This is a genomic window from Actinoplanes sp. CA-051413, assembly GCF_050955795.1.
GTDB lineage: Bacteria > Actinomycetota > Actinomycetes > Mycobacteriales > Micromonosporaceae > Actinoplanes.
This window is the reverse complement of record NZ_CP192100.1, coordinates 3,552,260-3,575,181: the sequence shown is the minus strand read 5'-3', so window position 1 is coordinate 3,575,181 and position 22,922 is coordinate 3,552,260. Positions and strand designations below refer to the sequence as shown.

Annotated in this window: 19 protein-coding genes and 1 pseudogene; 13 read left to right on the top strand and 7 right to left on the bottom strand. The window is 72.0% G+C overall.

Annotation, left to right across the window (positions count from 1 at the left end; translation table 11 throughout):
• The first annotated feature begins 43 nt into the window (after positions 1 to 43).
• The 9 genes and pseudogenes from ACQP2Y_RS16670 (at position 44) to ACQP2Y_RS16630 (ending at position 9,612) form a co-directional block, all read left to right on the top strand.
• A complete protein-coding gene (locus ACQP2Y_RS16670; RefSeq protein ID WP_433729136.1) occupies positions 44 to 1,021 on the top strand; it encodes an ATP-grasp domain-containing protein in 978 nt (325 codons plus the stop codon).
• Positions 1,018 to 2,241, top strand: coding sequence for an AMP-binding protein (locus tag ACQP2Y_RS16665; protein WP_433729134.1), 1,224 nt, complete (start codon positions 1,018 to 1,020; stop codon positions 2,239 to 2,241). The genes ACQP2Y_RS16670 and ACQP2Y_RS16665 overlap by 4 nt, the downstream gene beginning before the upstream one ends.
• Complete coding sequence (locus ACQP2Y_RS16660; RefSeq protein ID WP_433729132.1) at positions 2,238 to 3,521, top strand: MFS transporter; 1,284 nt, start codon at positions 2,238 to 2,240, stop codon at positions 3,519 to 3,521. The genes ACQP2Y_RS16665 and ACQP2Y_RS16660 overlap by 4 nt, the downstream gene beginning before the upstream one ends.
• A pseudogene (locus ACQP2Y_RS16655) lies at positions 3,518 to 4,357 on the top strand (SDR family NAD(P)-dependent oxidoreductase); the annotation flags it as partial. The gene ACQP2Y_RS16660 and the pseudogene ACQP2Y_RS16655, both read left to right, overlap by 4 nt.
• Positions 4,337 to 4,951 carry a TIGR03086 family metal-binding protein gene (locus ACQP2Y_RS16650; protein ID WP_433731977.1) on the top strand — a complete coding sequence of 205 codons (615 nt, stop codon included), beginning with the start codon at positions 4,337 to 4,339 and terminating at the stop codon, positions 4,949 to 4,951. The pseudogene ACQP2Y_RS16655 and the gene ACQP2Y_RS16650, both read left to right, overlap by 21 nt.
• Positions 4,948 to 6,336, top strand: coding sequence for an amino acid adenylation domain-containing protein (locus tag ACQP2Y_RS16645; RefSeq protein WP_433729130.1), 1,389 nt, complete (start codon positions 4,948 to 4,950; stop codon positions 6,334 to 6,336). Before ACQP2Y_RS16650 ends, ACQP2Y_RS16645 begins: the two co-directional genes overlap by 4 nt.
• On the top strand, positions 6,333 to 6,554 hold the full coding sequence (locus ACQP2Y_RS16640; RefSeq protein ID WP_433729128.1) for an acyl carrier protein: 222 nt from the start codon (positions 6,333 to 6,335) through the stop codon (positions 6,552 to 6,554). Before ACQP2Y_RS16645 ends, ACQP2Y_RS16640 begins: the two co-directional genes overlap by 4 nt.
• On the top strand, positions 6,551 to 7,894 hold the full coding sequence (locus ACQP2Y_RS16635; protein ID WP_433729126.1) for a flavin monoamine oxidase family protein: 1,344 nt from the start codon (positions 6,551 to 6,553) through the stop codon (positions 7,892 to 7,894). The genes ACQP2Y_RS16640 and ACQP2Y_RS16635 overlap by 4 nt, the downstream gene beginning before the upstream one ends.
• Positions 7,891 to 9,612, top strand: a complete 1,722-nt coding sequence (locus tag ACQP2Y_RS16630) for a class I adenylate-forming enzyme family protein (protein ID WP_433729124.1) — start codon at positions 7,891 to 7,893, stop codon at positions 9,610 to 9,612. The genes ACQP2Y_RS16635 and ACQP2Y_RS16630 overlap by 4 nt, the downstream gene beginning before the upstream one ends.
• On the opposite strand, the gene ACQP2Y_RS16625 is transcribed toward ACQP2Y_RS16630, so the two are convergent.
• Positions 9,602 to 10,885 carry a GAF domain-containing protein gene (locus tag ACQP2Y_RS16625; protein ID WP_433729122.1) on the bottom strand — a complete coding sequence of 428 codons (1,284 nt, stop codon included), beginning with the start codon at positions 10,883 to 10,885 and terminating at the stop codon, positions 9,602 to 9,604. The genes ACQP2Y_RS16630 and ACQP2Y_RS16625 overlap by 11 nt on opposite strands.
• 112 nt (positions 10,886 to 10,997) lie before the next feature.
• Between ACQP2Y_RS16625 and ACQP2Y_RS16620 the strand changes: the two genes are divergently transcribed.
• Positions 10,998 to 11,747: a FadR/GntR family transcriptional regulator gene (locus ACQP2Y_RS16620; protein ID WP_360555649.1), complete on the top strand. Its 750-nt coding sequence runs from the start codon at positions 10,998 to 11,000 to the stop codon at positions 11,745 to 11,747.
• On the opposite strand, the gene ACQP2Y_RS16615 is transcribed toward ACQP2Y_RS16620, so the two are convergent.
• From ACQP2Y_RS16615 to ACQP2Y_RS16590, 6 genes are read right to left on the bottom strand one after another with little or no spacing between them, the layout of a single operon-like run.
• Positions 11,695 to 12,726, bottom strand: coding sequence for an aldo/keto reductase (locus ACQP2Y_RS16615; RefSeq protein WP_433729119.1), 1,032 nt, complete (start codon positions 12,724 to 12,726; stop codon positions 11,695 to 11,697). The two genes, ACQP2Y_RS16620 and ACQP2Y_RS16615, sit on opposite strands and share 53 nt — an antisense overlap.
• Complete coding sequence (locus tag ACQP2Y_RS16610; RefSeq protein ID WP_433729117.1) at positions 12,723 to 13,547, bottom strand: amidohydrolase family protein; 825 nt, start codon at positions 13,545 to 13,547, stop codon at positions 12,723 to 12,725. The genes ACQP2Y_RS16615 and ACQP2Y_RS16610 overlap by 4 nt, the downstream gene beginning before the upstream one ends.
• Positions 13,544 to 14,707 carry a mandelate racemase/muconate lactonizing enzyme family protein gene (locus tag ACQP2Y_RS16605; protein WP_433729115.1) on the bottom strand — a complete coding sequence of 388 codons (1,164 nt, stop codon included), beginning with the start codon at positions 14,705 to 14,707 and terminating at the stop codon, positions 13,544 to 13,546. The genes ACQP2Y_RS16610 and ACQP2Y_RS16605 overlap by 4 nt, the downstream gene beginning before the upstream one ends.
• A gap of 28 nt (positions 14,708 to 14,735) precedes the next feature.
• Positions 14,736 to 15,647 (bottom strand): carbohydrate ABC transporter permease, encoded by a 912-nt coding sequence (locus ACQP2Y_RS16600; RefSeq protein ID WP_433729113.1) that lies wholly within the window; start codon positions 15,645 to 15,647, stop codon positions 14,736 to 14,738.
• 4 nt (positions 15,648 to 15,651) lie between these two features.
• The gene (locus tag ACQP2Y_RS16595) at positions 15,652 to 16,584 is read right to left on the bottom strand and encodes a carbohydrate ABC transporter permease (RefSeq protein ID WP_433729111.1); all 933 of its coding nucleotides are present in this window, start codon (positions 16,582 to 16,584) and stop codon (positions 15,652 to 15,654) included.
• Positions 16,581 to 17,945: an ABC transporter substrate-binding protein gene (locus ACQP2Y_RS16590; RefSeq protein WP_433729109.1), complete on the bottom strand. Its 1,365-nt coding sequence runs from the start codon at positions 17,943 to 17,945 to the stop codon at positions 16,581 to 16,583. The genes ACQP2Y_RS16595 and ACQP2Y_RS16590 overlap by 4 nt, the downstream gene beginning before the upstream one ends.
• A gap of 95 nt (positions 17,946 to 18,040) precedes the next feature.
• Between ACQP2Y_RS16590 and ACQP2Y_RS16585 the strand changes: the two genes are divergently transcribed.
• The 3 genes from ACQP2Y_RS16585 to ACQP2Y_RS16575 are packed head-to-tail and all read left to right on the top strand — an operon-like array spanning position 18,041 to position 22,910.
• Positions 18,041 to 19,069 carry a zinc-dependent alcohol dehydrogenase gene (locus ACQP2Y_RS16585; protein ID WP_433729107.1) on the top strand — a complete coding sequence of 343 codons (1,029 nt, stop codon included), beginning with the start codon at positions 18,041 to 18,043 and terminating at the stop codon, positions 19,067 to 19,069.
• On the top strand, positions 19,066 to 19,821 hold the full coding sequence (locus ACQP2Y_RS16580) for an SDR family oxidoreductase (RefSeq protein ID WP_433729105.1): 756 nt from the start codon (positions 19,066 to 19,068) through the stop codon (positions 19,819 to 19,821). The genes ACQP2Y_RS16585 and ACQP2Y_RS16580 overlap by 4 nt, the downstream gene beginning before the upstream one ends.
• Before the next feature lie 47 nt (positions 19,822 to 19,868).
• The gene (locus ACQP2Y_RS16575; protein ID WP_433729103.1) at positions 19,869 to 22,910 is read left to right on the top strand and encodes a M14 family zinc carboxypeptidase; all 3,042 of its coding nucleotides are present in this window, start codon (positions 19,869 to 19,871) and stop codon (positions 22,908 to 22,910) included.
• Positions 22,911 to 22,922: the final 12 nt, after the last annotated feature.

Sequence of the window (22,922 nt, the reverse complement as noted above, 5' to 3'; positions counted from 1 at the left end):
GATCCATGGTGGATCTGAAGCGGCGCCCGTCAGGCTGCGTTCCATGTTGCAGCGCATGTGCTGGATCTTCCCGGACCGAGAGTCGACCCGGACCGCGGCGCAGTGGAACGCCGCGTTCTGGCGCACCTATCAGGAGGTGGCCAAGGAACTGGGCCTGAGCTGGGAGCGGACCGCGCCGGAGGCGGTGACGGTGGACGCCCTGGACCCCCGCAACCCCCGGGTGTACGTCGACGGGATCCTGGTGACCCCGCGGGACACCCTGTTCGTCACCTCGCCGTACACGCTGCCGTACCAGGCCGCGGACGCGTTCAACCAGTTCACCCTCTACGCCGTGCTGGAGCAGGCCGGCTTCTACCTGCCGCACCCGAGCTGGCTGGCCGCGCTCGGCAACGACAAGCTGGCCACCCTGCTGTTCCTCAAGGACTCGCCGATACCGCCGGTGCCGACCGTGCGCATCGGCTCCGGCCGCGACCTGCTGTACGACGAGTTCCTGCCCGCGGTCGAGAACCTGCCGTACCCGGCCATCGTCAAGCCGTCCGGCTGGGCCGCCTCGCGTGGCATCAACATGGCCCACGACGCCCACGACGTCCGGGGACTGCTCAGCCTCGCCCAGGGCGGCGACACCACGCTGGTGTTCCAGCCGTACCTGGGCCGGGCCACCACCGACTACCGCATCCACATGGTCGACGGGAAGCCGCACACCACGCTGGTGCGCATCCCCGGCGACGGTGCCCGCTACCCGCAGTACAGCACCGGGGCGCGGCTGCACTACGCGCCGCTGCCGGACGAGCTGGCCGCGGCGGTGGACTACTTCGCGAAGAAGCTGCCGATGCCGTACTTCTGCGTGGACTTCCTGCACGACGGCGATCGGTTCTGGCTGTCCGAGGTGGAACCGGACGGCGCCATCATGTGCCCCGACTCCCGCGATCCCGCGGTGGTCGCGCAGAACCGGGCGATCGTCCGGGACCGGTTCCTGGCCTACCGGGACGGGCACGCGCGACTGCACGGAGGTGCACTGTGACCACGGAATTCTTCTCCGCCGCCCCGCTGGCGGTGGCCACCGTCGCCGACACCCTGGCCAAGCTGCGCTCGGTGCCGGCCCTGGCCGCCCGGTACGCCGACATCGTCGCCCTGGACAGCCTCGAGGACCTGGTGCACGTGCCGGTCATGCGCAAGGACGACCTGAACGTGGCGCTGGAACACCTCAAGCCCAAGGCGCAGCACGGCGCCACCTGGACGTTCCAGAGCGGTGGCAGCACCGGCTCACCCAAGCTGGGCTACGCCCCCACCGGCCTGTACATGACCGAGGTGTACGAGCAGTGGAAGCCGCTGGGCCCGGACGACCTGTTCGTCAACGGCTGGGGCGCCGGCAAGCTCTGGGGCGCGCACTACCTCATGAACTCGTACGCCGACCTGACCGGCTGCACCGGGATCGGGCTGGGCGCGATCAACCGCACCGAGTACGACGTCTGGCTGGAGTTCTTCGCCGACCGCGGGGTCACCTCGATCGGTGGTACGCCCAGCGTCCTGCGCCCGATCATCGGCCGGGCCCGCGAGCTCGGGATCAAGCTGGCCGACCTGCGTACCGTGCTCTGGCTCGGCGAGGCCTGGAACCCCGGCCTGGACGAGGACCTGCCGGTGGTCGCGCCGCAGGCGCGCCGCTGGGGCCTGTTCGGCAGCACCGAGACCTGGGTCGCCGGCACCAACACCCCGCAGTGCGCCGACGACACCTGGCACCCGCTGCCCTCGCAGCTCGTGCACATCGGCGCCGACCAGCTGATCGACTTCACGTCGCTCAAGCCGCACGGCCTCAACCCGGTGCTGCGCTACCAGACCGGCGACGCCGGCGAGTGGGTCGCCTGCACCTGCGGAGTGCCCGGCCGGGCGCTGCGGGTGCTGGGCCGCCGCGACGGCGAGGTGAAGTTCCGCGGCCTGCTGCTCAACGCGGACGCCCTGCTGCGCGAGGTGGCCGGTGTCCCCGGCGTCTCGCAGAGCCAGGTGGTCATCACCGAGTACCCGGCCCGCGGCAGCACGTGCGAGGTGCTGGTGGTGCCCGCCCGGGGCACGCCGGACGGGCTCGCCGGCCGGGTCCGCGACCACATCCTCGGCTCGGCCTTCGGCGGCCCGAGCACTGCCTTCCAGCGCGACCCCGAAGCCCTGGCGGTCACCGTCACCGACGCGCTGATCCACAACGAGCGCACCGGCAAGGTGTCCCCGCTGGTCCAGCGGCAGGCGACATGAGCTCACCAGCCGTCGCACCGCCCCGCGAGGACCCCGCCCGGGGGCTCGGGCGCGACTTCAACCTGCTGTGGCTCGGTCAGTCGGTCAGCAACGTCGGCGACCGGATCAACGTGTTCGTGGTGCCGACCGTGATGATCCTGCTGCTGCACGCCTCGGCGTTCCAGGTGGGCCTGGTCGGCATGGCCCAGTACCTGGCCATCCCGCTGCTCAGCCTGGCCGCCGGCGTGCTGGTGGACCGCTGGGACCTGCGCCGCACGCTGATCTGGTGCGACCTGATCCGCATGCTGGCCATCACCGCCATCCCGGTCGCGTACTGGCTCGGCGTGCTGTCCGTACCGCTGGTCTTCGTGGTCGTGGTGCTGGCCAACGCGGCGTCGGTCTTCTTCAACATCGGCTACGTCGCCACCATCGCGGCGATCGTCCCGGCCGGGGGCCGGGTGCGGGCGTACTCGCGGCTGGAGGGCAGCCGCAGCGTCGCCGAGGTGGTGGGGCCGGCGCTGGCCAGCGTGCTGTACCGCCTGCTCGGCGTGGCGTCACTGCTGGTCGACGCGGTGACCTTCCTGATCTCGGCGGTCGGCGTGCGGGCGATGCGACCGTACGGGGTACGCACGCAGCAGCACGAGCCGATGTGGACGCGGCTGGTCGCCGGGGTACGGCTCAACTGGAACGACCCGGTCCTGCGCGGCACCATCCTGGGCACCACGCTGCTCAACCTGGGCGGCCCGATCTTCGTGACCGTGCTGCCGATCCTGGCGTACCGGGGGCTGCACCTGTCCGTGCCCACGCTGGGCACGGTGATGTCGGTGGCCGCGGTCGCCGCCGTCGCCGGGGCGCTGCTCGCCCAGCGGGTCAGCCGGCTGATCGGCGCCGACCGGCTCATGCCCTGGTCGGTGTTCCTGCACTGCCTGGCCGGCCTGGGCATCCTGGCCGCACCGGCGCTGCCGCCGGCGCTCGTGCTCGGCGTGACGCTGAGCTTCTACGGGCTGTTCATGGTCTGGTACAACGTCAGCACCGCGGCGGTCCGCCAGGCCCGGGTCGGCCCGGCCGACCAGGCGGTCTCGCACGCCGCGTTCCGCACGATCACCTGGGGTGTCATCCCGTTCGCGGCGCTGCTCGGCGGCGTGCTGGTCGAACTGCTGACCCCGCGGGTGGGCGTCCTGGACGCGGCCCGGATCGCCATGGTCGGCGGCACCCTTATCGGGGTCCTGTTCGCCTGGATCCCGCTGGCCCCCACCCACGCCCGACTGGCCCGGGAACGCGCAGCGGCGGGTGCCGCATGAGTCGCGTGGTGCTGATCACCGGCTGCGCCTCCGGGATCGGCCTGGCCACCGCGGTCCGGGCCGCGCAGGCCGGCTGCACGACGATCGCCACGCTGCGCGATCCCGGCCGCGCGGACCCGCTGCGGCAGGCCGCCGACGCGGCCGGCGTGAAGCTCGACGTACGGCGTCTGGACGTCACCGACGAAGCCTCGGTCGACGCGTGTCTGGCCGGCGTGCTGGACACCCACGGCCGGCTCGACGCCCTGGTCAACAACGCCGGGCTGGCCAACACGTTCGCCAGTGTGGAGACCGCCGGGATGGCCCCGTTCCGGGCCGGGCTGGAGGTCAACCTGTTCGGCGTGGTCGCGGTGACCCGGGCGGCGCTGCCGCACCTGCGCGCGAGCCGGGGCCGGATCGTCACCGTGGGCAGCACCCGCGGGTTGATCGGGCAGCCGTTCAACGAGGCGTACTCCGCGGCCAAGTTCGCGGTCGAGGGGTTCATGGAGAGCCTCGCGCCGGTCGCGGCGAGCCAGGGCGTCCGGGTGGTCATGGTCGAGCCGGGACCGGTGCTGGGTACCGCTTTCGGCGCCAACTCCGGCGTCACCCGCGAGTCGCTGCTGGCCGAGGCCGGCCCGTACGCCGAGGTGCTGGCCGACTACCTGGCCTGGGTCGCACGCGGCGGGCATCCGGGCGCCCAGTCCGCGTCCGAGGTGGCGGAGGTGCTGGTCCGCGCGCTCACCGACGACGCGCCCCCGTTCCGGATCATGACGAGCGACTGGGGCGAGCAGTACGCCCGCACGAAGCTGGCCGACCCCGACGGCACCGCGGTGTCGGCGATGACCCGGTCCTGGCTGGCGCCGCGGGCCCTGCACCTGCACCCGGACGTGGTGCGGCGCAGCGTCGACACCGTCGGGGCGATCCGCGACGACCAGTGGGACCGGCCCACCCCCTGTGCCGAGTGGACCGTGGCCCAGCTGGTCGCGCACATGATCCGGGAGAACCGCGGGTTCGCCGCGGCGGCCCGGGGCGAGCACACCGGACCGGCGGACTGGCACACCCCGATCGGCGCGGACCCCCGGGCCGAGTACGCCGCGTCCGCACGGGAGGTGACCGCGGCGTTCGCCGCCGAGGGCGCGCTGGACCGCACCGTCTGGCTGCCGCTGATCCGGGACGGGATCTCGCTGCCGGCCCGGCAGGCGCTCGGTTTCCACCTGCTCGACTATGTGGTGCACGGCTGGGACGTGGCGGCGGCGATCGGGCGGCCGGTCACCTTCACCGACGAGGTCATCGCCGCGGTCCGGGAGATCGCCGAGCGTGACGTACCGGACGGGCCGCGCCGCCACCGTCCACAAGCGACGTTTGCGCCCGCCCGGCCGGCGGACGACGGCGTTCCCCCGCTGGACCGCTTGCTCGCGTTCCTGGGACGCGATCCCGCCTGGAGCCGGCGATGAACGCCGGCGGAGTGCTCGCCGATTTCCTGACCACGGCCCGCGTCCACGCGGACCGCCCGGCGATCAGAGCGGACGGCGCCGACCTGACCTACGCCGAGCTGGCGGCCCGGGTGACCGGCTTCGCCGCCGGCCTCGGTGCGCAGCCCGGCGTGGTCGGCGTCCCGGCCGGCCATCACGCCGGCACAGTGACCGCGCTGTTCGGAGTCTGGGCCGCCGGTGGCACCTACTGCCCGATCGATCCCGGCTTCCCCGAGCAGCGCCGCGCCGCGATGGCCCGCGCCGCCGGATGCCGGGTGCTGATCGGCGCCGACGGCCGGCCGGCACCGGGTCCGGGCGGCACCGACCCGGGGGCGGCCTACGTGCTGTTCACCTCAGGCTCAACTGGCGAACCCAAACCTGTGGTGACCCCGCACCGGGCGATCGCCACGACCGTCGGATCCCTGCGCGAGTTGTTCGGCATCACGCCGCAGGACCGGGTGCTGCAGTTCGCGTCGCTCAACTGGGACACCTGCTTCGAGGAGATCCTGCCCGCCCTCACCGCCGGCGCGTGCCTGGTGTTCGACGCGGACGCGCACCGCGGCTCGTTCCCCCGGTTCCTGCGGATGCTCGCGCGGGAACGGATCACCGTGCTGGACCTGCCGACCGCGTTCTGGCACGAGCTGGTAGGGCACCTGCACGAGTCCGGGGAGGCGCTGCCGGCGGGCGTACGGCTCGTGATCATCGGCGGGGAGGCCGCGGCGCCCGGGAAGGTCGCGCAGTGGTCGGCGTTGCCGGCCGGGCACGTTCAGCTGCTCAACACGTACGGGTGCACCGAGACGACCCTGATCACCCACGCGCTGGAGCTGACCGGCGCGCCGGACCCGGTCCCGATCGGCCGGGCCCTGCCGCACGTGGCCGAGCACCTGGGCGAGGGCGGCGAACTGCTGATCGGCGGGCCGGCGCTGGCCGACGGCTACCTGGGCCGGCCGGCGGCGACCGCGGAACGCTTCGTCACGGTCGGCGGACGACGGTTCTTCCGCACCGGCGACCGGGTGTCCCGCGCCGCCGACGGCGTGCTCACCCACCGCGGCCGGATCGACCACGAGGTGAAGATCCGCGGGATCCGGGTCGACCCGGCCGAGGTGGAAGCGCACCTCACCGGTCATCCGGCGGTCCGCGCGGCCCTGGTCACCGGGGTCACGGTGGCGGGCCGCACGGCTCTCGCGGCGTACGTCGTACCGCGGGCCGGCACGTCCAGCACCGGGCTGCCGGACCGGATCGCAGCCCACCTGCGCGGCCGGGTCCCGGCCCACCTGGTTCCCAGTCACATCCACGTCGTGGCCGAGCTCGCCTACACCGCTAGCGGCAAGGTCGATCGGCGCGCGAGCAAGGAGATGCTGTCATGAACGTCCACCAGGCGACCGACCTGTTCCGGCGGGTCCTGGAGAACCCGCGGGTCAGCGAGCAGGACGACTTCTTCCACCTGGGCGGCGACTCGCTGCTGGCGACCCGGGTGCTCAGTGCCGTGGCCCGCGAGCACGGCGTCGAGCTGACCTTCGAGGACTTCCTGCTCGCCCCCACCCCGGCCGCGCTGGCCAGCACGGTCGCGGGGGCGCCCCGATGAGCGTCGTGGTGATCGGCGCCGGGCTGGCCGGGCTGACCGCCGCCACCGACCTGGCCGCCGCCGGGGTGGAGACCACCGTGCTGGAGGCCCGCGACCGGGTCGGCGGACGCACCCACGGCATCGAGGTGGCGCCGGGCGCGTGGGCCGACGCCGGGGCGGCGTACCTGGGTGACCGGCACACCGAACTGCACAAGCTGCTGGCCGGGCTGGGGTTGTCGGCGACACCGACCGCGATGTGGGGCGGCAGCCGGTTCGCGCTGGGCAGCGGCGAGAAGACCCGGGCCGGCCGGTTCCCGCCGCTCAACGCGGTCGCGCTCGGCGAGCTGTTCGACCTGCTCTACGACCTGACCGCGCGGGTCCGGCCGGACGCGCCGTGGCGAACGCCGGACGCGGCCGCCCTGGACACCGTCACCGCCGCGGAGTGGGCCGCCGGCAACCTGCGCCACCCGGACGCGCGGCTGTTCTTCCCGTTGTTCCTGGGCGAGATGATGGCCGCCGACCCGGCCTCGGTGTCGGTCCTCCACATGGCGCTCTACCTGCGTTCGGGCGGCGGGATCAGATATCTCAACGCGTTCGCCGGCGGGGCGCAGCAGGACCGGGTGCTCGGCGGCGCCCACCAGGTCGCCGAACGGCTCGCCGCGCAGCTCGGCGCCCGGATCCGGCTGAACCGGCCCGTGCACGCGATCCACCAGCACGGCGGCCGGGTGAGCGTGCACACCGGCACCGGGGAGCAGCACCACGGCGACGCGGTCGTGGTGGCAGTGCCGCCGGTGCTGGCCCAGGCCATCGACTACCGGCCGGGCCTGCCGGCGCCCCGGGCCACCACGGCCACCGGGCGAGGCTGCGCGGTGAAGGTGCAGATCGTCTACCGGGAGCCGTACTGGCACGCGCACGGGCTGTCGGGCTGGTCGGTGAGCGCCACCGGCCCGCTGCTGTCGACCGTGGACGACTCGCCGCCCGGGGGCGGCGCCGGGGTGCTGACCGGGTTCGTGACCGGCGCCGAGGCGTACCGGTTCGCGGCGCTGGACCCCGCGGCCCGCGAGGCCGAGGCCCTGCACCAGGTCGCCGAGCTGTTCCCCCGGCTGCCGGCGCCGGTCGCCGTGCACGTCAGCGACTGGGTCAACGAACCGTACAGCCGGGGCTGTTACGCGGCCGTGTTCGGACCCGGCGACTGGTCGCGGCTCGGACCGCACCTGAGCACCCCGCACGGCCGGGTGCACTGGGCCGGCACGGAGACGAGCACCGAGTTCTTCGGGCTCATGGAGGGTGCCATCCGCTCGGGTCACCGGGTGGCCGCGGAAATCCTGTCCAGCCACGAAACCGCAAGGAGAAAGCGATGACCGACAGTCCGATCGCCCCGCTGAGCGTGCGCCGGCAGTTCATGACCGAACCGGACCTGGGCGCCGGCAACTTCCTCGACCACGCCGTCCGGTCCAACCCGAACCGGGCGGTGCCGCTGATCTACACGCACAGCGTCGACCACCGGGGCCAGGTCACGCTGCGCGGGCACAGCCTGCTGGAGCTGGCCGCCCTGCGTGACCGGTACGCCCGGTGGTACCGGGCCAACGGGGTCCGGGCCGGCGACCCGGTCGGCATCGTGGTCGCCGAGGGACTGGAACCGCTGATCCACTATCTGGCCCTGACCGCGCTGGGGGCCATCCCGGCGATGATCAACGACGCCATGCGGCTGGACGTGCTGCTCCGCTACCTCGAGCACGTCGGCGTGGTGGGGGTGGTCGCGGACGACACCACGCGGCTGGCCTCGGCGTACCGGGCCGACCCGGCCACCCGGCCCCGGTTTCTGACGCTCGCCGCCGAGATCCAGGCGTTCGACGACACCGGTACGCAGCTTCCAGAGCAGTACCCGTACCGGCACGGGCCCGACGACGTGTGCGCGCTGATCCACTCGTCGGGCACCACCGGCAGCCCCAAGTCCACCATCCTCGGGCACCGCAGTTTCTGGGACGGCAAGCAGGCGCGGATGACCCGGTTCCCGGCCGAGCCGTACGACCGGCTGATGTCACTGATGCCGCACACGCACGCCGGTGGGCTCAGCTACTTCCTCACCGCGATCCTGCTCGGCCTGCCCACGGTGGTGATGGCCGACTGGCGCCGCAGCGTGGTCGAGCCGGTGATGGAGACGTTCCAGCCGACCATGCTGGCGTCGTTCCCGCGTACCTTCGTCGAGCTGGCCACCGGCGACCTGCCGGTGCGCGGCGCGGCCCGGGTGCACTCCTGGTTCAACACCGGCGACTCCGCCCACTACGGCCACATCCGGCGCCTGGTCGGCCTGGGTGAACGGCCGGCCGGGCTGCTCGCCGCCTGGCTGCTGCCGCAGGACCGGGCCGCGAACGGCGCTCTGCCCGGCTCGCAGTTCATCGACGGGCTCGGCTCCTCCGAGATGGGCATGGCCCTGTTCGGCGGTCTGACCACCCCGGAGACGCCGCGCAACGACAGGTGCGTCGGCAAGCCGCAGGACGCCGTGATCAAGGCGGCGGTGCTCGACGACGACGGCAACGAGCTCCCCGACGGCACGGTCGGCCTGCTCGGCGTGATCACCCCGTCCCGGACGCCCGGGTACTGGAAGAACGCGCGGCTCACCCAGAGCTTCGAGCTCAACGGCTACTGGCTGACCGGCGACGTGGCCCGCCGCGACGCCGAGGGCAACTACTACCACCTGGACCGTACGGTCGACGTCATCGACACCCTGGCCGGGCCGGTCTACAGCCTGCCGCTCGAGGAGGTGCTGATCGCCGACTGCGCCGACCTGGTGCTGGACTGCTCGGTGGTGGGCGTACCGGCTCCCGACGGCTGCGGCCAGATCCCGATCGCCGTGGTCCGCCCGCAGGCCGGCGCGGCCTCGGCCACCGCCGAGCTGATCCTGGAGAAGGCGAACAAGGAGCTGTCGGCGGCCGGGCTGGCCACCCTCGCCGCGGTGGTGATCGAGGATCTGCCGCTCGGTCCCACCGGGAAGGTGCTCAAGCGGGAGCTGCGCACCCGGCACGCGGGCATGTTCCACCTGCCCGACCGGGATCCGGCCGGCTCGATCAGCGGTTGAGGTAGGCGGCCAGGCCGCCGAGCTCCTCGCTGGCGATGAACACCGACCGCACGTTGATGATGGCCTCCTCGACGTGGGCGGGGCAGCCCCAGGCCGCGTCGCCCCAGGAATCGGCGATCTTGAGCTCGGCCGGCGCGTCGCACCCCGGGGTGCCGCCCAGCTGGCAGCGCTCGGGGTGCGGAACGGCGGCCTGGGTGGCCGCGGCGGCGCGCATCCGGGCGGTGAGCTCGGCGGCCGCGGTGGCGCGCTGCTCGGCCTCGGCCCGCAGTTTCTGCTCCGCGCGGACGGCCTTGGCCAGCTCGTCGTGGGCCGCCTTGGCCTGGGCCTCGGCGGCCAGCTTGGCCTGCTCGATATGGTGGCGTTCGATGGCCAGGGCCGCGGTGCCGGTGAAGACCCGGGTGAGGGCGAGGTCGGTGTCCTGCGGGACGCGCGGGGTGCGGTGGTACATGGCGAAGGTGCCCAGCAGGCCACCGTCGCGGGCCAGGATCGGCGTGGACCAGCAGGCGGCCACGCCGGCCTGGTCGGCCAGGTGCCGGAAATCGTCCCAGAACGGGTCGGTGGCGATGTCGGTGACGATGACCGGTTCCCGCCGGTGGGCGGCGGTGCCGCAGGAGCCGACGCCTTCACCGGTGGCGATGCCGTCGATGGCCTGGTTGTAGAAGTCCGGCAGGCTGGGCGCGGCGCCGTGGCGCAGGTGCCGGCCGTCGGGATCGGCGAGCAGGACGGAGACCAGGACCTCCTCGGGCGCGAGGGCCTCGATCGAGCGGGCCATGCCGTCCAGCACCTCGCCCAGCGGCGCCTGGCGGGCGATCTGCTCCAGCAGGACGCGGTGCTCGGCCATCAGCCGCTGGGCGTGCTTGACCTGGGTGATCTCCACGCCGATGACGTGGATCCCGGTCACCTCGCCGGCGGCGTCCCGGCGCGGCTCGTAGGTGAAGTCGAAGAACAGCTCCCGCGCGTGCGGGCCGGCCCCGAGCACCACGCGGGCGTCCCGGCCGGTGTAGGGCTCACCCGTGGCGTAGACCTGGTCCAGCAGGGCGAAAAAGCCCTGGTCGGCCAGCTCGGGCAGCAGTTCCGCGAGCGGAATCCCGGTGCGCGTGCGGTCCGCGCCGACAGCGGCGAAGAACGCCGGGTTGGCCGTCTCCACGACGTGCGCCGGCCCGGCCAGGGACGCGAACACGGCGATGGACTGCCCGAACAAGGCCCGCAGGTCCTCCTGCGCGGCAACTCCCGGGCCGGCAGCACCCGGCCGCTCATCTGATACGGCCGTCATGATGTGGTCCGCCTTTTCTCTGCCTCGGATGCGACCAATCTACGGGACGCCGGCGGGAAGCGCTCCGGGGCTGCGGCCAGGGCCGGAGCATCGCGGCCCGTATATTGCGGTCATGGCAGACCAGCCCGACACCTCCGCCTTTCCGCCCCGTCGCCGCTCGGCGCGGCTCGGTGTGGCGGTGACCAGTGAGCTCGTCGAGCTCATCGTCACCGGTGAGATCCCCGAGGGTGGCCTGCTGCCCCCGGAGGGCCCCCTCAGCGATCACTTCGGGGTGAGCCGCACGGTGATCCGCGAGTCGGTGAAGCGGCTCGAGGAGAAGGGGCTGGTCGTGGTCGCCCAGGGCCGGGGCACGCAGGTGGCCCGGTCCGGCTCGTGGAACATGCTGGACCCGATCGTGCTCTCCGCGTTGATTGACAGTGACGAGTCGCTGGGCATCCTCGACGAGCTCACCATCGTGCGGGGCAACCTGGAGTCGGCCATGGCCGGCGCGGTGGCCGCGCGCCACACCCAGGAAGAGCTGGCGCGCATCGAGCACGTCCTGGACGCGATGCGGGAGATGCGGCAGGAGAGCGACGCCTTCCGGCAGGAGGACGTCGTCTTCCACTTCACGGTCATGGAGATCTCCCGGAACCGGCTGGCCGAGAACATAGCCAAACGCCTGTACCGGCGCGCCCTGGAGAGCGACCGGTACCAGGGGCTCCGCTACGACGGCGCTTTCGCGTCGACCATCGAGGAACACAGCAAGGTGGTCGAGGCGATCGCCCGGCACGACGTCGAGGGCGCCGAGCGGGCGATGCGCCACCACATCGTCAGCTCCTGGCAGCGGCGTCGCCCGGCGGCTCCTCCGGAGAGCGGCTCGTAGGTCCCGCCGGCACCGCGCCCGCCGGGATGAGCCCGGCCGAGACCAGGTCACGCCAGAGCCCGGCGGGGATCTCGGTGGTGAACCGCTCGATGTCCTCGTCGACCTCCCGGGGCGAGCGCATGCCGATGGCCACGGCGGCGACCGCGGGATGCAGCAGCGGGAAGGCCAGCGCCGCCGCCGGCAGCGGCACACCGTGGTCCGCACAGACCGACGCGATCAGCTCGGTCCGCCGGATCACCGCGGGGTCGGCCGGGCGGTATTCGTACGTGGCCCCGGGCCTGGGCTGGTCCGTCGAGAGCAGGCCGGTGGCGAAGACGCCGGCGGCGACGATCGCTACGCCGGCGTCCCGGGCCGGCGCGAGCACCGCGTCGAGGGCACTGTGGTCGAGCAGCGAGTAGCGGTTGGCGAGCATGATCACGTCGACCAGGCCCGCGCGGATGAGCGGTTCGAGGCCGGCGGTCGAGTTCGTCCCGATGCCGATGGCCGACACGATGCCCGCCGCCTTCAGCCGTGCCAGCGACGCCAGGGCCTCCCGGGCCGCGCCGTCCCAGGCCTGGTCGGGGTCGTGCGCGTAGAGGATGTCGATCCGGTCGAGCCCGAGACGTTCGAGACTCCCCCGCAGGCAACGCTCGACTCCGTCGGCGGAGAAATCCCAGCGCCGCTCCAGGTCTCCGGGCACGACGAAGCCGTCGTCGTCCTGGTCGAGCGGGGGTACGCGGGGAACGAGCAGCCGGCCGACCTTGGTGGAGACGATGAACTCGTCACGCGGCCGGTGGCGCAGCTCGGCCCCGATGCGCCGTTCGGACAGCCCGAGGCCGTAGTGCGGCGCGGTGTCGAAGTAGCGGATACCGCGTTCCCAGGCCCGGCGCAGCGTACGGGCGGCCTGCTCGTCGTCCATGGCCCGAGCGAAGTTGCCCAGCGGTGCGCCGCCCAGCCCGATCACGCCACGGCGCCGCAGATCCTCGACCGCGCTGGTCATGCGCCGAGCCCGTAGAAAGCCGAGGCGGTTCCGGACATGATCGCGGCCCGCTCCCCCGCGCTCAGGTCGGCCAGCAGTTCGTCCACAGCCGTACGCCAGGCGACCGGGCCGGCGCCCAGACACGCCACCGGCCAGTCGGAGCCGTACATGAGCCGCTGCGGGCCGAATGCCTCGACCGCCACGCCGACCACCCGGCGCAGCCGTTGCGGGTCCTGCACGAGCCCGGCCAGCCCGGAGATCTTGGCCCAGACATTCGGCCGGGCGGCGAGCGCCCGCAGGCCGCGTTCCCAGCCGTCGTCGTCGATGGAGTCGGCGATGCCACCGAGATGGTCGACGACGAAGCGCAGGCCGGGATGCTCCCCGGCGACGGTCGCGGCCAGCGGTTGCTGCCACGAGCGGACGACCAGGTCGAAGCACAGGCCGCGGACACTGAGCGCGTCGAGGGCCACGCTGACGTCGCGCTGGTGCAGCCAGGCCGGATCCGGGTCGAGGTGGACCAGGTGGCGGAAGCCGACCAGCGGCCGGCGCGGATCCGGGCCGAGCGTGTCGAGCTGCGCACCGACATCGCCGGTCAGATCGATCCAGCCGACCACCCCGGCCGCCCGGGGCCCGGCACCGGCCAGCAGCCTCCGGGTCTCGGCGATGCTGTTGCTGGCCTGGACCACCACCGCGGAGTCGCTGCCGGTCTCGTCGAGCATGCGTTCGAGGTCGCCGGCGGCGAAGTCGCGATCGATGACCGCCATCGTCGCCGGGTCGATCCAGGGTTGCGGATCGGTGGCCCGGTTCCACAGGTGAACGTGCGCGTCGATCACCCCGCTCATGACAGGTGCCGCAGGTCGCGCCGGGACTCGGGGACCAGCCGCAGCCCGGCCCGCCGGGGACGCACGTGCGGCCCGGTGATCCCGGCGACCGGGTTGGCGGCCCGTACCGCGTTGATGTGCTCCTCGTCGACCCGGATGCCGATGCCCGGTTCGTCACCGAGGACGATACCGCCGTCCATGATCTCCTGATCGATCCGCAGGCCGATCGGCGAGTCGAGGTGCTGGACCTCGAAGGACAGGTGGTTGGGCACCGCGGCGGCGGCGTGGGCCACCGGGTTGGCGTGGTAGGACACCGGGCTCACCGGCAGGTCGTGGCTGTGCGCGACGGCGGCCACCCGGAGGAAGTGGGTGATGCCCCAGACGTTGCCGACCTGGACGATGTCGACGGCACCGGCGTCCAGCAGCGGCCGGTACTGCTCCAGGCCGGTGAGGTTCTCGCCGGTCGCCACGGCCGTGCGCAGGTGCTGGCGCACCGAGGCGAGACCGGCCGCGTCCCACCGGCGCACCGGTTCCTCGATCCAGGCCAGGTCGACGGTGCGCTCCAGCTCGCTGACGAAACGGACCGCCTGCGTACGGTTCCAGGCCTCGTTGGCGTCGAGCATGAGCGCCGGGTGCGTCGAGTTGCGGTGCAGCACGTCGCGGACCGCCAGCAGCCGGCGCAGGTCGTGGGTGACGTCGAGGCCGCCCTTGAGCTTGGCCGAGCTGAAACCGCGGTCGGCGTAGCGCTCGTAGAGGCGGACGAGGGCCTCGTCGTCGAGTGCGATGTCGAGCCCGGAGGCGTACCCGGGCACGAAGCGGTCCAGTGCCCCGAGGGTACGCCAGAGCGGCTCGCCCGCCGCCTTGGCCTTGAGGTCCCACAGCGCCATGTCGATCGCCCCGACCGCGCCGAACGTCGCCCCGGCGTGACCGGTCTTGAACACCCAGCTCAGCATGCGGTCGTAGAGCGCGGTGACGGCCCGCGGGTCCTCACCCTCGACGGCACCGAAGACCCGGTCGATGTCGCCGTGAGGACCGACGCCGACGCCTTCCAGACCGTCGTCGGTCTCGAGGATCAGCACGTGGACGTCGGTGCGCGGCTCGGGCATCACGCCGTTGGCGTCACCGGTCAGCCGCCCCCAGTCGTGCTTGGTCAACAGGCTGCGATAACCGGTGACTTTCATGTTGGCTCCTGGTCGGCAGACATTGGGCTCACTCCTTGGTCCCGCCGGCGGTCATGCCGGCGACCAGGAAGCGTTGTGACACGAGGAAGACGATGAGCACCGGCAGCACCGAGACGACGGTCGCCAGGGCCAGCGTCGGCAGCTGGACCGACTGCCCGCCGGCGGAGCTCGGGTTGAACGCCGGGGTGGAGGCGAGCAGGGAGGTCAGGCCGACCTGCACCGGATAGCCGTCGCTGGAGGGCAGCATCACGAAGGGCAGGAAGAAGTTGTTCCAGTTCTGCACGAAGCTGAAGAACGCGACCAGCGCCACGATCGGCGCGGCCAGCGGCAGGGCGATCCTGGTGAACACCTGGATCTCCCGGCACCCGTCGATCCGGGCCGCGGCCAGCAGGTCGCGCGGGATGCTGGTGGAGAAGTAGATGTAGGTCAGGTACACCCCGAACGGGAAGAACGACATCGGCAGGATCACCGACAGCGGGCTGCCGATCAGGCCCACTGCGTTGAGCTCCAGGAAGATCGGCAGCACCAGCGCGGTGTTGGGGATCAGCATGACGATCAGGGTCAGCACCAGCAGCAGCCGCCGGAACCGGAACCGGGTCAGGGCCAGCGCGTAACCGGCCGGGATGCTCACGACCAGGGTGATGACGAGCGCGCCGACGGCGTACAGCGCCGAGTTGGTCATCCAGGTGGTGACCGCGCCGTCCTGGAAGCCGAACAGCTGGCTCCAGTTGGTGGCCAGGTCACTGACGCTGCCGAAGGCGAACGGGTTGCCCACGCTCAGGCCGCGCGCCGACTTGGTGGTGGCCAGCAGCAGCCAGACGATCGGGACGGCGAAGAACAGCACGAACACCGTCACCATGACCGCGACGATCGTCCGGCCGCTCCAGCCGCTGACGCCGGGCCGGTGCGCCGCCGCGGAGCCGGTGGGCACAGAGCTCATGGGTTCACTCCCGCTCGAACAGGCCGCCGCGCGTCACGAAGACGGCCGACAGCGCGAGGGCGACGACGAGCAGCAGCAGGGAGATCGCCGCCGCTCCGTTGAAGTCGTTCTGCTGGAACGCGTACTGGTAGGCGAGCTGGTTGAGCGAGTAGTCGTTGGGCACGACGGCGTTGCTGGCCTGCGAGAGCAGCTGCGGCTCGACGAAGAGCTGGGTGCCCGCGGCCAGCGACATGATGCCCATGTACGAGATCCACTTGCGCAGCATCGGCAGCTGGATGCGCCAGGCGATCTGCACGGCGTTCGCACCGTCGACCCGGGCCGCCTCGATGACCTCGGCGCTGATGTTGTTCAGGGCGCCGTACATGATGACGATCCAGCCGCCGGCGCCGGTCCAGAAGGCGATGACGGCGAAGATGACCGGCAGGTTGCCCGGCACGATGACCTGCACGAAGCTCTCGAAGCCGAACAGCCGCAGCAGCCCGCCGACCGGGCTGGCCGTCGGGTCGAGGACGAACAGCCACAGCAGCACGCTGGAGGCCCCGGCCAGCGCGCCCGGCAGGTAGAAGACCAGCCGCAGGGTCCGGCTGAGCCACCGGACCCTGATCGCGTGCACGACGACCGCCAGCACGGTCACCAGCGCCACCAGCGCGACCAGCCAGATCACCAGGTAGAGGGCCACGTGCGAGACCGCGGGCCAGAAGCGGAAGTCGCCGACCACCTTGGAGAAGTTGGCCAGCCCCGCGAATCCGCCGGTGGCGTCGGTGAACGCGAGGTACACCGCATACAGCGCCGGCAGCAGCCCGAAGGCCAGCGTGAGCACCGCGTAGCCCGAGATGAGGCCGTAGCTCATCACGTTGTCGCGGCCGGCGGGCGGCCGGCCGGCCGCCCGCCGCGTCGCCACGGCCGCCGCCTGCGCGGTGCGGTCGACGACCGTCATTTGACCGTGTATCCGTCGACCTGCGCCTGGTTCTTGATCGCTGTCTGCCACTCCGGCAGGAGCGTGACCACGCTCTTGCCGCCGGCGATGGCCGGCGTCATCGTCTTGGCCCAGACGGCCTCCTGGCTGAAGATGCCCGAGCCCCAGCCGGGCCAGATCGACGTGCCGGCGGTGACGATGGCCTTCAGGTCGGTGGCGTAGTAGCCGCTCGACTCCTGCTTCGTCACCCACTTCTCGGCGGCCGGCCCGTACGCGGGATAGCCGGGAGCGACCGCAACCTGGTAGTCGTCGGCCGTCGTGACGAACTCGGCGAAGGTCTCGGCGGCCTTGAGGTTCTTCGAGTGGCTGCTGACGAACCAGGTGCCGCCGCCGACGTTGCCGGTCACGGCGTCCTCGCCCGGCCAGGCCAGCGGCGCGGCCACCCCGAGCTGACCGGCGGGCACCTTGAGCGACTGCGGGTTGTTGAAGATGGCGCCGGCGTACCAGGCCGGTCCGGGCATCATCAGCACCTTGCCGGAGTACTTCTTCACGAACTCCGGCGTGAAGACGCTGACGTTCGGCGTGGTGCCGTTCTTGATCAGCGTGTCGAGCATCGCCGCGGCACGCTGGCACTGCGGGGTCGTGGTGTTCACCGTGACCGTCTTGGGGCCGGTGATGTCGTTCGCCTGGCACTTGCTGCCCCAGAAGAAGACCTCCGGGGTCCAGGCGTCGCCGACGGTGCCGACGATGTTGCCGGGGTGCTCCTGGGCGACCTTCTCACCCAGGGCCTGGTACTCCTGCCAGGTGGTCGGGACCTGGTAGCCGAACTGGTCGAACAGCGCCTTGTTGTACCAGAGCACGACCTGGGCCAGGTCGTTGCGCAGGCAGTAGACCTTGCCGTCGACGGTGCACGGGTTCAGCGCGCCCGGGGTGAACTTGTCCAGGGTGGCCTTGGGCACGAGCCCGCCGTTGAGCACAGCGGCGAAGGCCTGTTTGCCGTTGCTCTGCTGGCTGGCCCAGGCCGCGTCGTTGTTCTGCGTCGAGAACACGACGTCGGGCCAGCCGCTCTGGGTGCGGTCGAAGAGCTGGATCTTGGTACGGAACGAGTTGGAGCCGTTGGCCGATCCGTCGTAGGTCACGACCTGGATCGGCACCTCCGGGTGGGTCTTCTTGAAGGCGTCGGCGGCCTTGGTGCGATCGGCGTCCACCCATACCGTGATGGGGGCTTTGTCGTCCTGGGTGACTTGAGGAAATCCATAGGAGCCGGCGGTGGAACCACCGTCGTCGTTGCCACAGCCGGCGAGAGCGACCGTGAGAACCGCGACGCCGCCGAGGGTTGTCAAGAGCGAGCGGATGGAGCGGGCACGCCTGGAACGGACCATAGTCGGTGTCCTTATCTGATCTTCCGTATTGACGCCGCGTTCATCGGCCCGAAATATAAGGGCATACGTATGATGTTTGCAAGGGAGGGCCGCGCATGAAGGGCACGACGTACGAGGGCTCAGGCCGGCTGCGGACGGTGTCCGTGGACGTGGCACCACCGGGACCGGGAGAGCTGCAGATCGCCGTCGCCTACTGCGGTCTCTGTGGCACCGATCTGCACATCGTGCACGGCGACATGGACGCCCGGGTAAAGACGCCGCTGGTGTTCGGTCACGAGGCCTCGGGCACCGTGGCCGCGGTCGGCGCCGGCGTTCAGGGCTGGGCGGTCGGTGATCCGTTGACGGTGATGCCGCTGCTCTGGGACGGCACCTGCGCCGCCTGCCTGGCCGGGCACCAGCACATCTGCCAGAACCTGGTCTTCGTGGGCATCGACTCCCCCGGTGCGCTGCAACAGCGCTGGAACGTACCGGCGTCGATCGCGGTGCCGTTGCCCGGTGACCTGGACCTGCGGACCGCGGCGCTGGTCGAGCCCGCGGCCGTGGCCGTGCACGACGTCCGCCGCTCCGAGTTGCAGGTCGGCGACCGGGTCGTGGTCCTGGGCGGCGGCCCGATCGGAGTGCTCATCGCCTGCGTGGCCCGCGAAGCGGGAGCGGAGGTCCGGGTCGCCGAGATCGACGAGTCCCGCCGCAGCCGCATCGCGGCGCTCGGCTTCGAGGTGCTGGACCCGGCCGGCACCGATCTCACCGCCGAGGTCGAGAGCTGGACCGGCGGCGTCGGCGCCGATGTGGTGTTCGAGGTGTCGGGCGCGGCCGCGGCGGTCCGCGCCACCACCGCGCTCGCGAAGGTCCGGGGCACGATCGTCGTCGTCGCCATCCACGCCGCCGCCCGCGAGATCGACCTGCAGCGGGTCTTCTGGCGGGAGCTGCGCCTGCTGGGCGCGCGGGTCTACCAGCGATCCGACTTCGAGCGGGCGATCGAGCTGCTGCGCCGCGGGGTCATTCCGGCGGCGGCGCTGATCTCCGGCGTCGTGCCGCTGGAGGAGACGGCCACCGCAGTCGCGGACCTGTCGGCCGGCCGAGCCATGAAGATCCTGGTCGACGTCGCGGGGCAGGACCGAGCATGAGCGGGCTGTTCGACCTCGCCGGACGGCTCGCCGTGGTCACCGGCGCCCGCCGCGGCATCGGCCGGGCCATGGCCGAAGCACTGGCCGCCGCCGGTGCGGACATCATCGGGGTCAGCGCCCGGATGCACACCGACGACGAGGTCGCCGAGTCGGTCCGCGGCCTCGGTCGCGCCTTCGAGGCCCGCGCCGTCGACTTCGCCGACCGCGACGCCGTGACCGCGCTGGGCACCGAGCTGGCCGGGCGGGCGCCGGACATCCTCATCAACAACGCCGGCACGATCGAACGGGCCCCCGCGGCCGAGCATCCGCTGTCCTGGTGGGACCGGGTCATCGAGGTCGACCTGTCGAGCCAGTTCGTGCTGACCCAGCTGGTCGCCGCGCCGATGCTGGAACGCGGCAGCGGCAAGATCGTCTTCACCGCCAGCCTGCTCAGCTTCCAGGGCGGCATCAACGTCCCCGGCTACACCGCCGCCAAGTCGGGGATCGCCGGGCTCACCCGGGCGCTGGCCAACGAGTGGGCCGGCCGGGGCGTCAACGTCAACGCCATCGCGCCGGGCTACATCGCCACCGACAACACCGCCGCGTTGCGCGCGGATCCCGACCGCTCCCGGTCGATCCTGGACCGGATCCCGGCCGGGCGCTGGGGCCACAGCGCCGACCTCGCGGGCGCGGCGGTCTTCCTCAGTTCGTCGGCCTCGGACTACGTCTCCGGCACGATCCTCCCGGTGGACGGTGGCTGGCTGGGCCGATGACCGCAGCCCCTCGGGGGGCATTGACAAGACATCGATACTTGCCACTCATGAGGCGCTTACAACGGACAGCCCTGGCGGCAGCCGTGCTCATCACCACCGCCGCCGCCGTCACCGCGATCCCGGCGCAGGCCGGGGCCGCACCGTCCACCGAGGACCGGCTCGATGTCTACGTCGGCACGCTCGACAACCGCCAGTGGGACACGTTGCGCACCGCCGGCCTGGCGGCGGACGAGCTCGGCCGCGCGCCGGTTCCCGGCCGCAAGGCTCCGGTCGAGGTGATCCTCGGCCGGGCCCAGGCGGACCGGCTCGTGAAGGCCGGCGTTCCCCTGGCCCGCAAGCCGGAGACCGCATCGAAGCGCTCCCGCAAGGCCGCCGGTCCCACGGTCTTCCGGCCCTACCACACCCCCGGCGGCATCCGCGAGGAGCTGGCCACCACCGCGGCGCGCTTCCCGAAGCTGGCCAAGCTCGAGACGATCGGCACGACGGTCCGCGGGGTCCCGATCCAGGCGGTCAAGGTAACCCGCAACGCGCGGACCGTGCCCGACGGCCGCCGCCCGGCCGTGCTCTACTTCGGCGGGCAGCACGCCCGGGAGTGGATCACCCCGGAGATGACCCGGCGGCTGATGCAGCACGTCCTCGACAGCTACGGCACCGACCCCGCCGTCACCGGCCTGGTGGACACCACCGAGCTGTGGTTCCTGCCGGTGGCCAATCCCGACGGCTACGACCTCACCTTCACCTCCGACGAATACCGTTACTGGCGCAAGAACATGCGTGACAACAACGGCGACGGCCGGTACGGGCCCGAGGACGGCATCGACCTCAACCGCAACTTCGCCGAGAGGTGGGGATACGACAACGAGGGCTCGTCGCCGGAGCCGGACAACGAGACCTATCGGGGTCCCGCCCCGCAGTCGGAGCCGGAGACCCGGGCGATGGACGCCCTGTTCCGCCGGGTCGGCTTCGAGTTCCTGGTCAACTACCACTCGGCCGCCCAGCTCATCCTCTGGGGCGCCGGCTGGCAGGTCGAGACGGTCAGCCCCGACGACCAGATCGCCATGGCGCTGGCCGGCGACGATGCGCACCCGGCCGTACCCGGATATGACCCGGACATCACCGCCGAGCTCTACGTCACCAACGGCGACACCGATCATCACGCCCAGGTCCGGATGGGGACCATCGGTTTCGCCCCCGAGATGTCGACGTGCCAGACCGCCTCGGAGTCCGATCCGGACGACGCCTGGCGACCGGAGGACTGCCGGACCGAATTCGATTTCCCCGACGACGAGAAGCTGATCCAGGCCGAGGTCGCCAAGAACTTCCCGTTCGCGCTCTCGCTGGCCCGATCGGCGCGGAACCCGGCCGATCCGGTCTCCGTGGTCGGCCGGTCGACCAGGGACTTCGTCCCCGACACCTTCCCTGATTCCTTCGGCACCACCCAGCAGGTGGCCGTGGTCGCCAAGCGCTCGCTGCGCAACGTGCGACTGCACGCCAGGATCAACGGCCGAGAGCGTACGGCCGCGGTCACCGACTGGCAGGGCGGCCAGAGGTACGGCGGCAGCGCGGACAAGTACTTCGCGGAGCTGCGAGGCACCGTCACCGGGCAGAAGCCGGGCGACCGGGTGACCGTCTGGTTCACCGCCGCCGGCGGCCGCAGGAGCGCACCCTTCACCTACACGGTCAACCGGCAGGTCGGCGGCGACGTGCTGGTGCTGGCCACCGAGGACGTCACCGGCATCGAACCGGCCAACACCGACGGCGCCACTGCGGCCCGGTACGCGGCCACGTACGTCGACGCCCTCAAGCGTTCCGGTCACACCGCCGACGTCTACGACATGGACACGCACGGCCGGCAGGCCCCGCACCCGCTCGGCGTCCTCTCGCACTACCGGGCGGTGGTGTGGGAGACCGGCGACGACATCGTCCCGCGCAACCCGGGCCAGCCCGAGTGGGCCACCACCCGGGCCACCTTCGAGACCGATCTGGCCGTCCGCGACTACCTCAACGAGGGCGGCAAGCTGCTGCACGCCGGCCAGTACGCCCAGTACTCCGCGATCGGTTACGCCTACAAGCCGCAGGGACCGGGAGAATGCGGCGACGGCGACGGCGACGGCGACGACGACTGGGACTGCCAGCCGGTGAGCGACGACTTCCGGCAGTACTGGCTCGGCGCGGGCGCGTACGTGGACAACGGCGGGAGCGCGGCAGTGACCGGCACCGCCGGCAAGCTGGCGGGTTTCTCCGCCCCGGCCGGGGCGCAGCAGCACACGGCGGCGTTCCTGAGCACGTCGAGCGAGCTGCCCGCGGCTCAGTTCCCGCAGTTCACCAGCACGGTCCCGATGGTCTGGCAGCAGGACGGCCCGGGACCCTACGACCCGGCCGACGGGGACCAGTACCTGTGGAGCGGGCGCTCGGACTCCTCCTACAAGCGACTGACCAGGACCGTTGACCTGCGGACGGCGCGGGCCGCGGATCTGCGGTTCAAGACGTCGTTCGACACGGACCAGGGCGCCGACTTCCTCATCGTGGAGGCGCACGAGGCCGGCACCGACAACTGGACCACGCTGCCGGACACCGGCGGCCTGACCAGTACGGACGTCGGGTGGACCTGCGAGTGGGAACGCCTCGACCCGCACCCGTTCCTGGCGCACTACTGGGCCGAGGACTGCACGCCGCACGGCTCCACCGGCGACTGGAACGCCGCGACCGGCAACAGCGGCGGGTGGAAGGACTTCCATGCCGACCTGTCCGCGTACGCGGGCAAGCAGGTCGAGATCTCCATCAGTTACACGTCCGACTGGTACGTCCAGGGCTACGGCGTCTTCCTCGACGACGTACGCCTGGACGTGGACGGCGCGACCGTCGCCCGTACGTCCTTCGAGACGGACCTGGGCGGCTGGACCGTGGCCGGGCCACCGCCGGGCTCCGCGCCCAACCCGGCCGACTGGACCCGGGCCGGGCACGTCTACGACTTCGGCGCCGCGACCGCCACCCCGGCCACTCTCTACTTCGGGTTCGGACCGGAGAAGCTGACCGCGGCGGACCGCACCGAGCTGTTGTCCCGGTCGATGCGGCAACTCCTGAAGTGAACGGGACGGGCC

Bases quoted from the DNA above. Each gene is read 5' to 3' on its own strand.
- ACQP2Y_RS16605 (WP_433729115.1), bottom strand. From the start codon at position 14,707: ATGAAAGTCACCGGTTATCGCAGCCTGTTGACCAAGCACGACTGGGGG.
- ACQP2Y_RS16585 (WP_433729107.1), top strand. From the start codon at position 18,041: ATGAAGGGCACGACGTACGAGGGCTCAGGCCGGCTGCGGACGGTGTCC.
- ACQP2Y_RS16635 (WP_433729126.1), top strand. From the start codon at position 6,551: ATGAGCGTCGTGGTGATCGGCGCCGGGCTGGCCGGGCTGACCGCCGCC.
- ACQP2Y_RS16650 (WP_433731977.1), top strand. From the start codon at position 4,337: ATGACCCGGTCCTGGCTGGCGCCGCGGGCCCTGCACCTGCACCCGGAC.
- ACQP2Y_RS16625 (WP_433729122.1), bottom strand. From the start codon at position 10,885: ATGACGGCCGTATCAGATGAGCGGCCGGGTGCTGCCGGCCCGGGAGTT.
- ACQP2Y_RS16590 (WP_433729109.1), bottom strand. From the start codon at position 17,945: ATGGTCCGTTCCAGGCGTGCCCGCTCCATCCGCTCGCTCTTGACAACC.
- ACQP2Y_RS16575 (WP_433729103.1), top strand. From the start codon at position 19,869: ATGAGGCGCTTACAACGGACAGCCCTGGCGGCAGCCGTGCTCATCACC.
- ACQP2Y_RS16610 (WP_433729117.1), bottom strand. From the start codon at position 13,547: ATGAGCGGGGTGATCGACGCGCACGTTCACCTGTGGAACCGGGCCACC.
- ACQP2Y_RS16640 (WP_433729128.1), top strand. From the start codon at position 6,333: ATGAACGTCCACCAGGCGACCGACCTGTTCCGGCGGGTCCTGGAGAAC.
- ACQP2Y_RS16595 (WP_433729111.1), bottom strand. From the start codon at position 16,584: ATGACGGTCGTCGACCGCACCGCGCAGGCGGCGGCCGTGGCGACGCGG.
- ACQP2Y_RS16670 (WP_433729136.1), top strand. From the start codon at position 44: ATGTTGCAGCGCATGTGCTGGATCTTCCCGGACCGAGAGTCGACCCGG.
- ACQP2Y_RS16600 (WP_433729113.1), bottom strand. From the start codon at position 15,647: ATGAGCTCTGTGCCCACCGGCTCCGCGGCGGCGCACCGGCCCGGCGTC.
- ACQP2Y_RS16615 (WP_433729119.1), bottom strand. From the start codon at position 12,726: ATGACCAGCGCGGTCGAGGATCTGCGGCGCCGTGGCGTGATCGGGCTG.
- ACQP2Y_RS16580 (WP_433729105.1), top strand. From the start codon at position 19,066: ATGAGCGGGCTGTTCGACCTCGCCGGACGGCTCGCCGTGGTCACCGGC.
- ACQP2Y_RS16630 (WP_433729124.1), top strand. From the start codon at position 7,891: ATGACCGACAGTCCGATCGCCCCGCTGAGCGTGCGCCGGCAGTTCATG.
- ACQP2Y_RS16620 (WP_360555649.1), top strand. From the start codon at position 10,998: ATGGCAGACCAGCCCGACACCTCCGCCTTTCCGCCCCGTCGCCGCTCG.
- ACQP2Y_RS16645 (WP_433729130.1), top strand. From the start codon at position 4,948: ATGAACGCCGGCGGAGTGCTCGCCGATTTCCTGACCACGGCCCGCGTC.
- ACQP2Y_RS16660 (WP_433729132.1), top strand. From the start codon at position 2,238: ATGAGCTCACCAGCCGTCGCACCGCCCCGCGAGGACCCCGCCCGGGGG.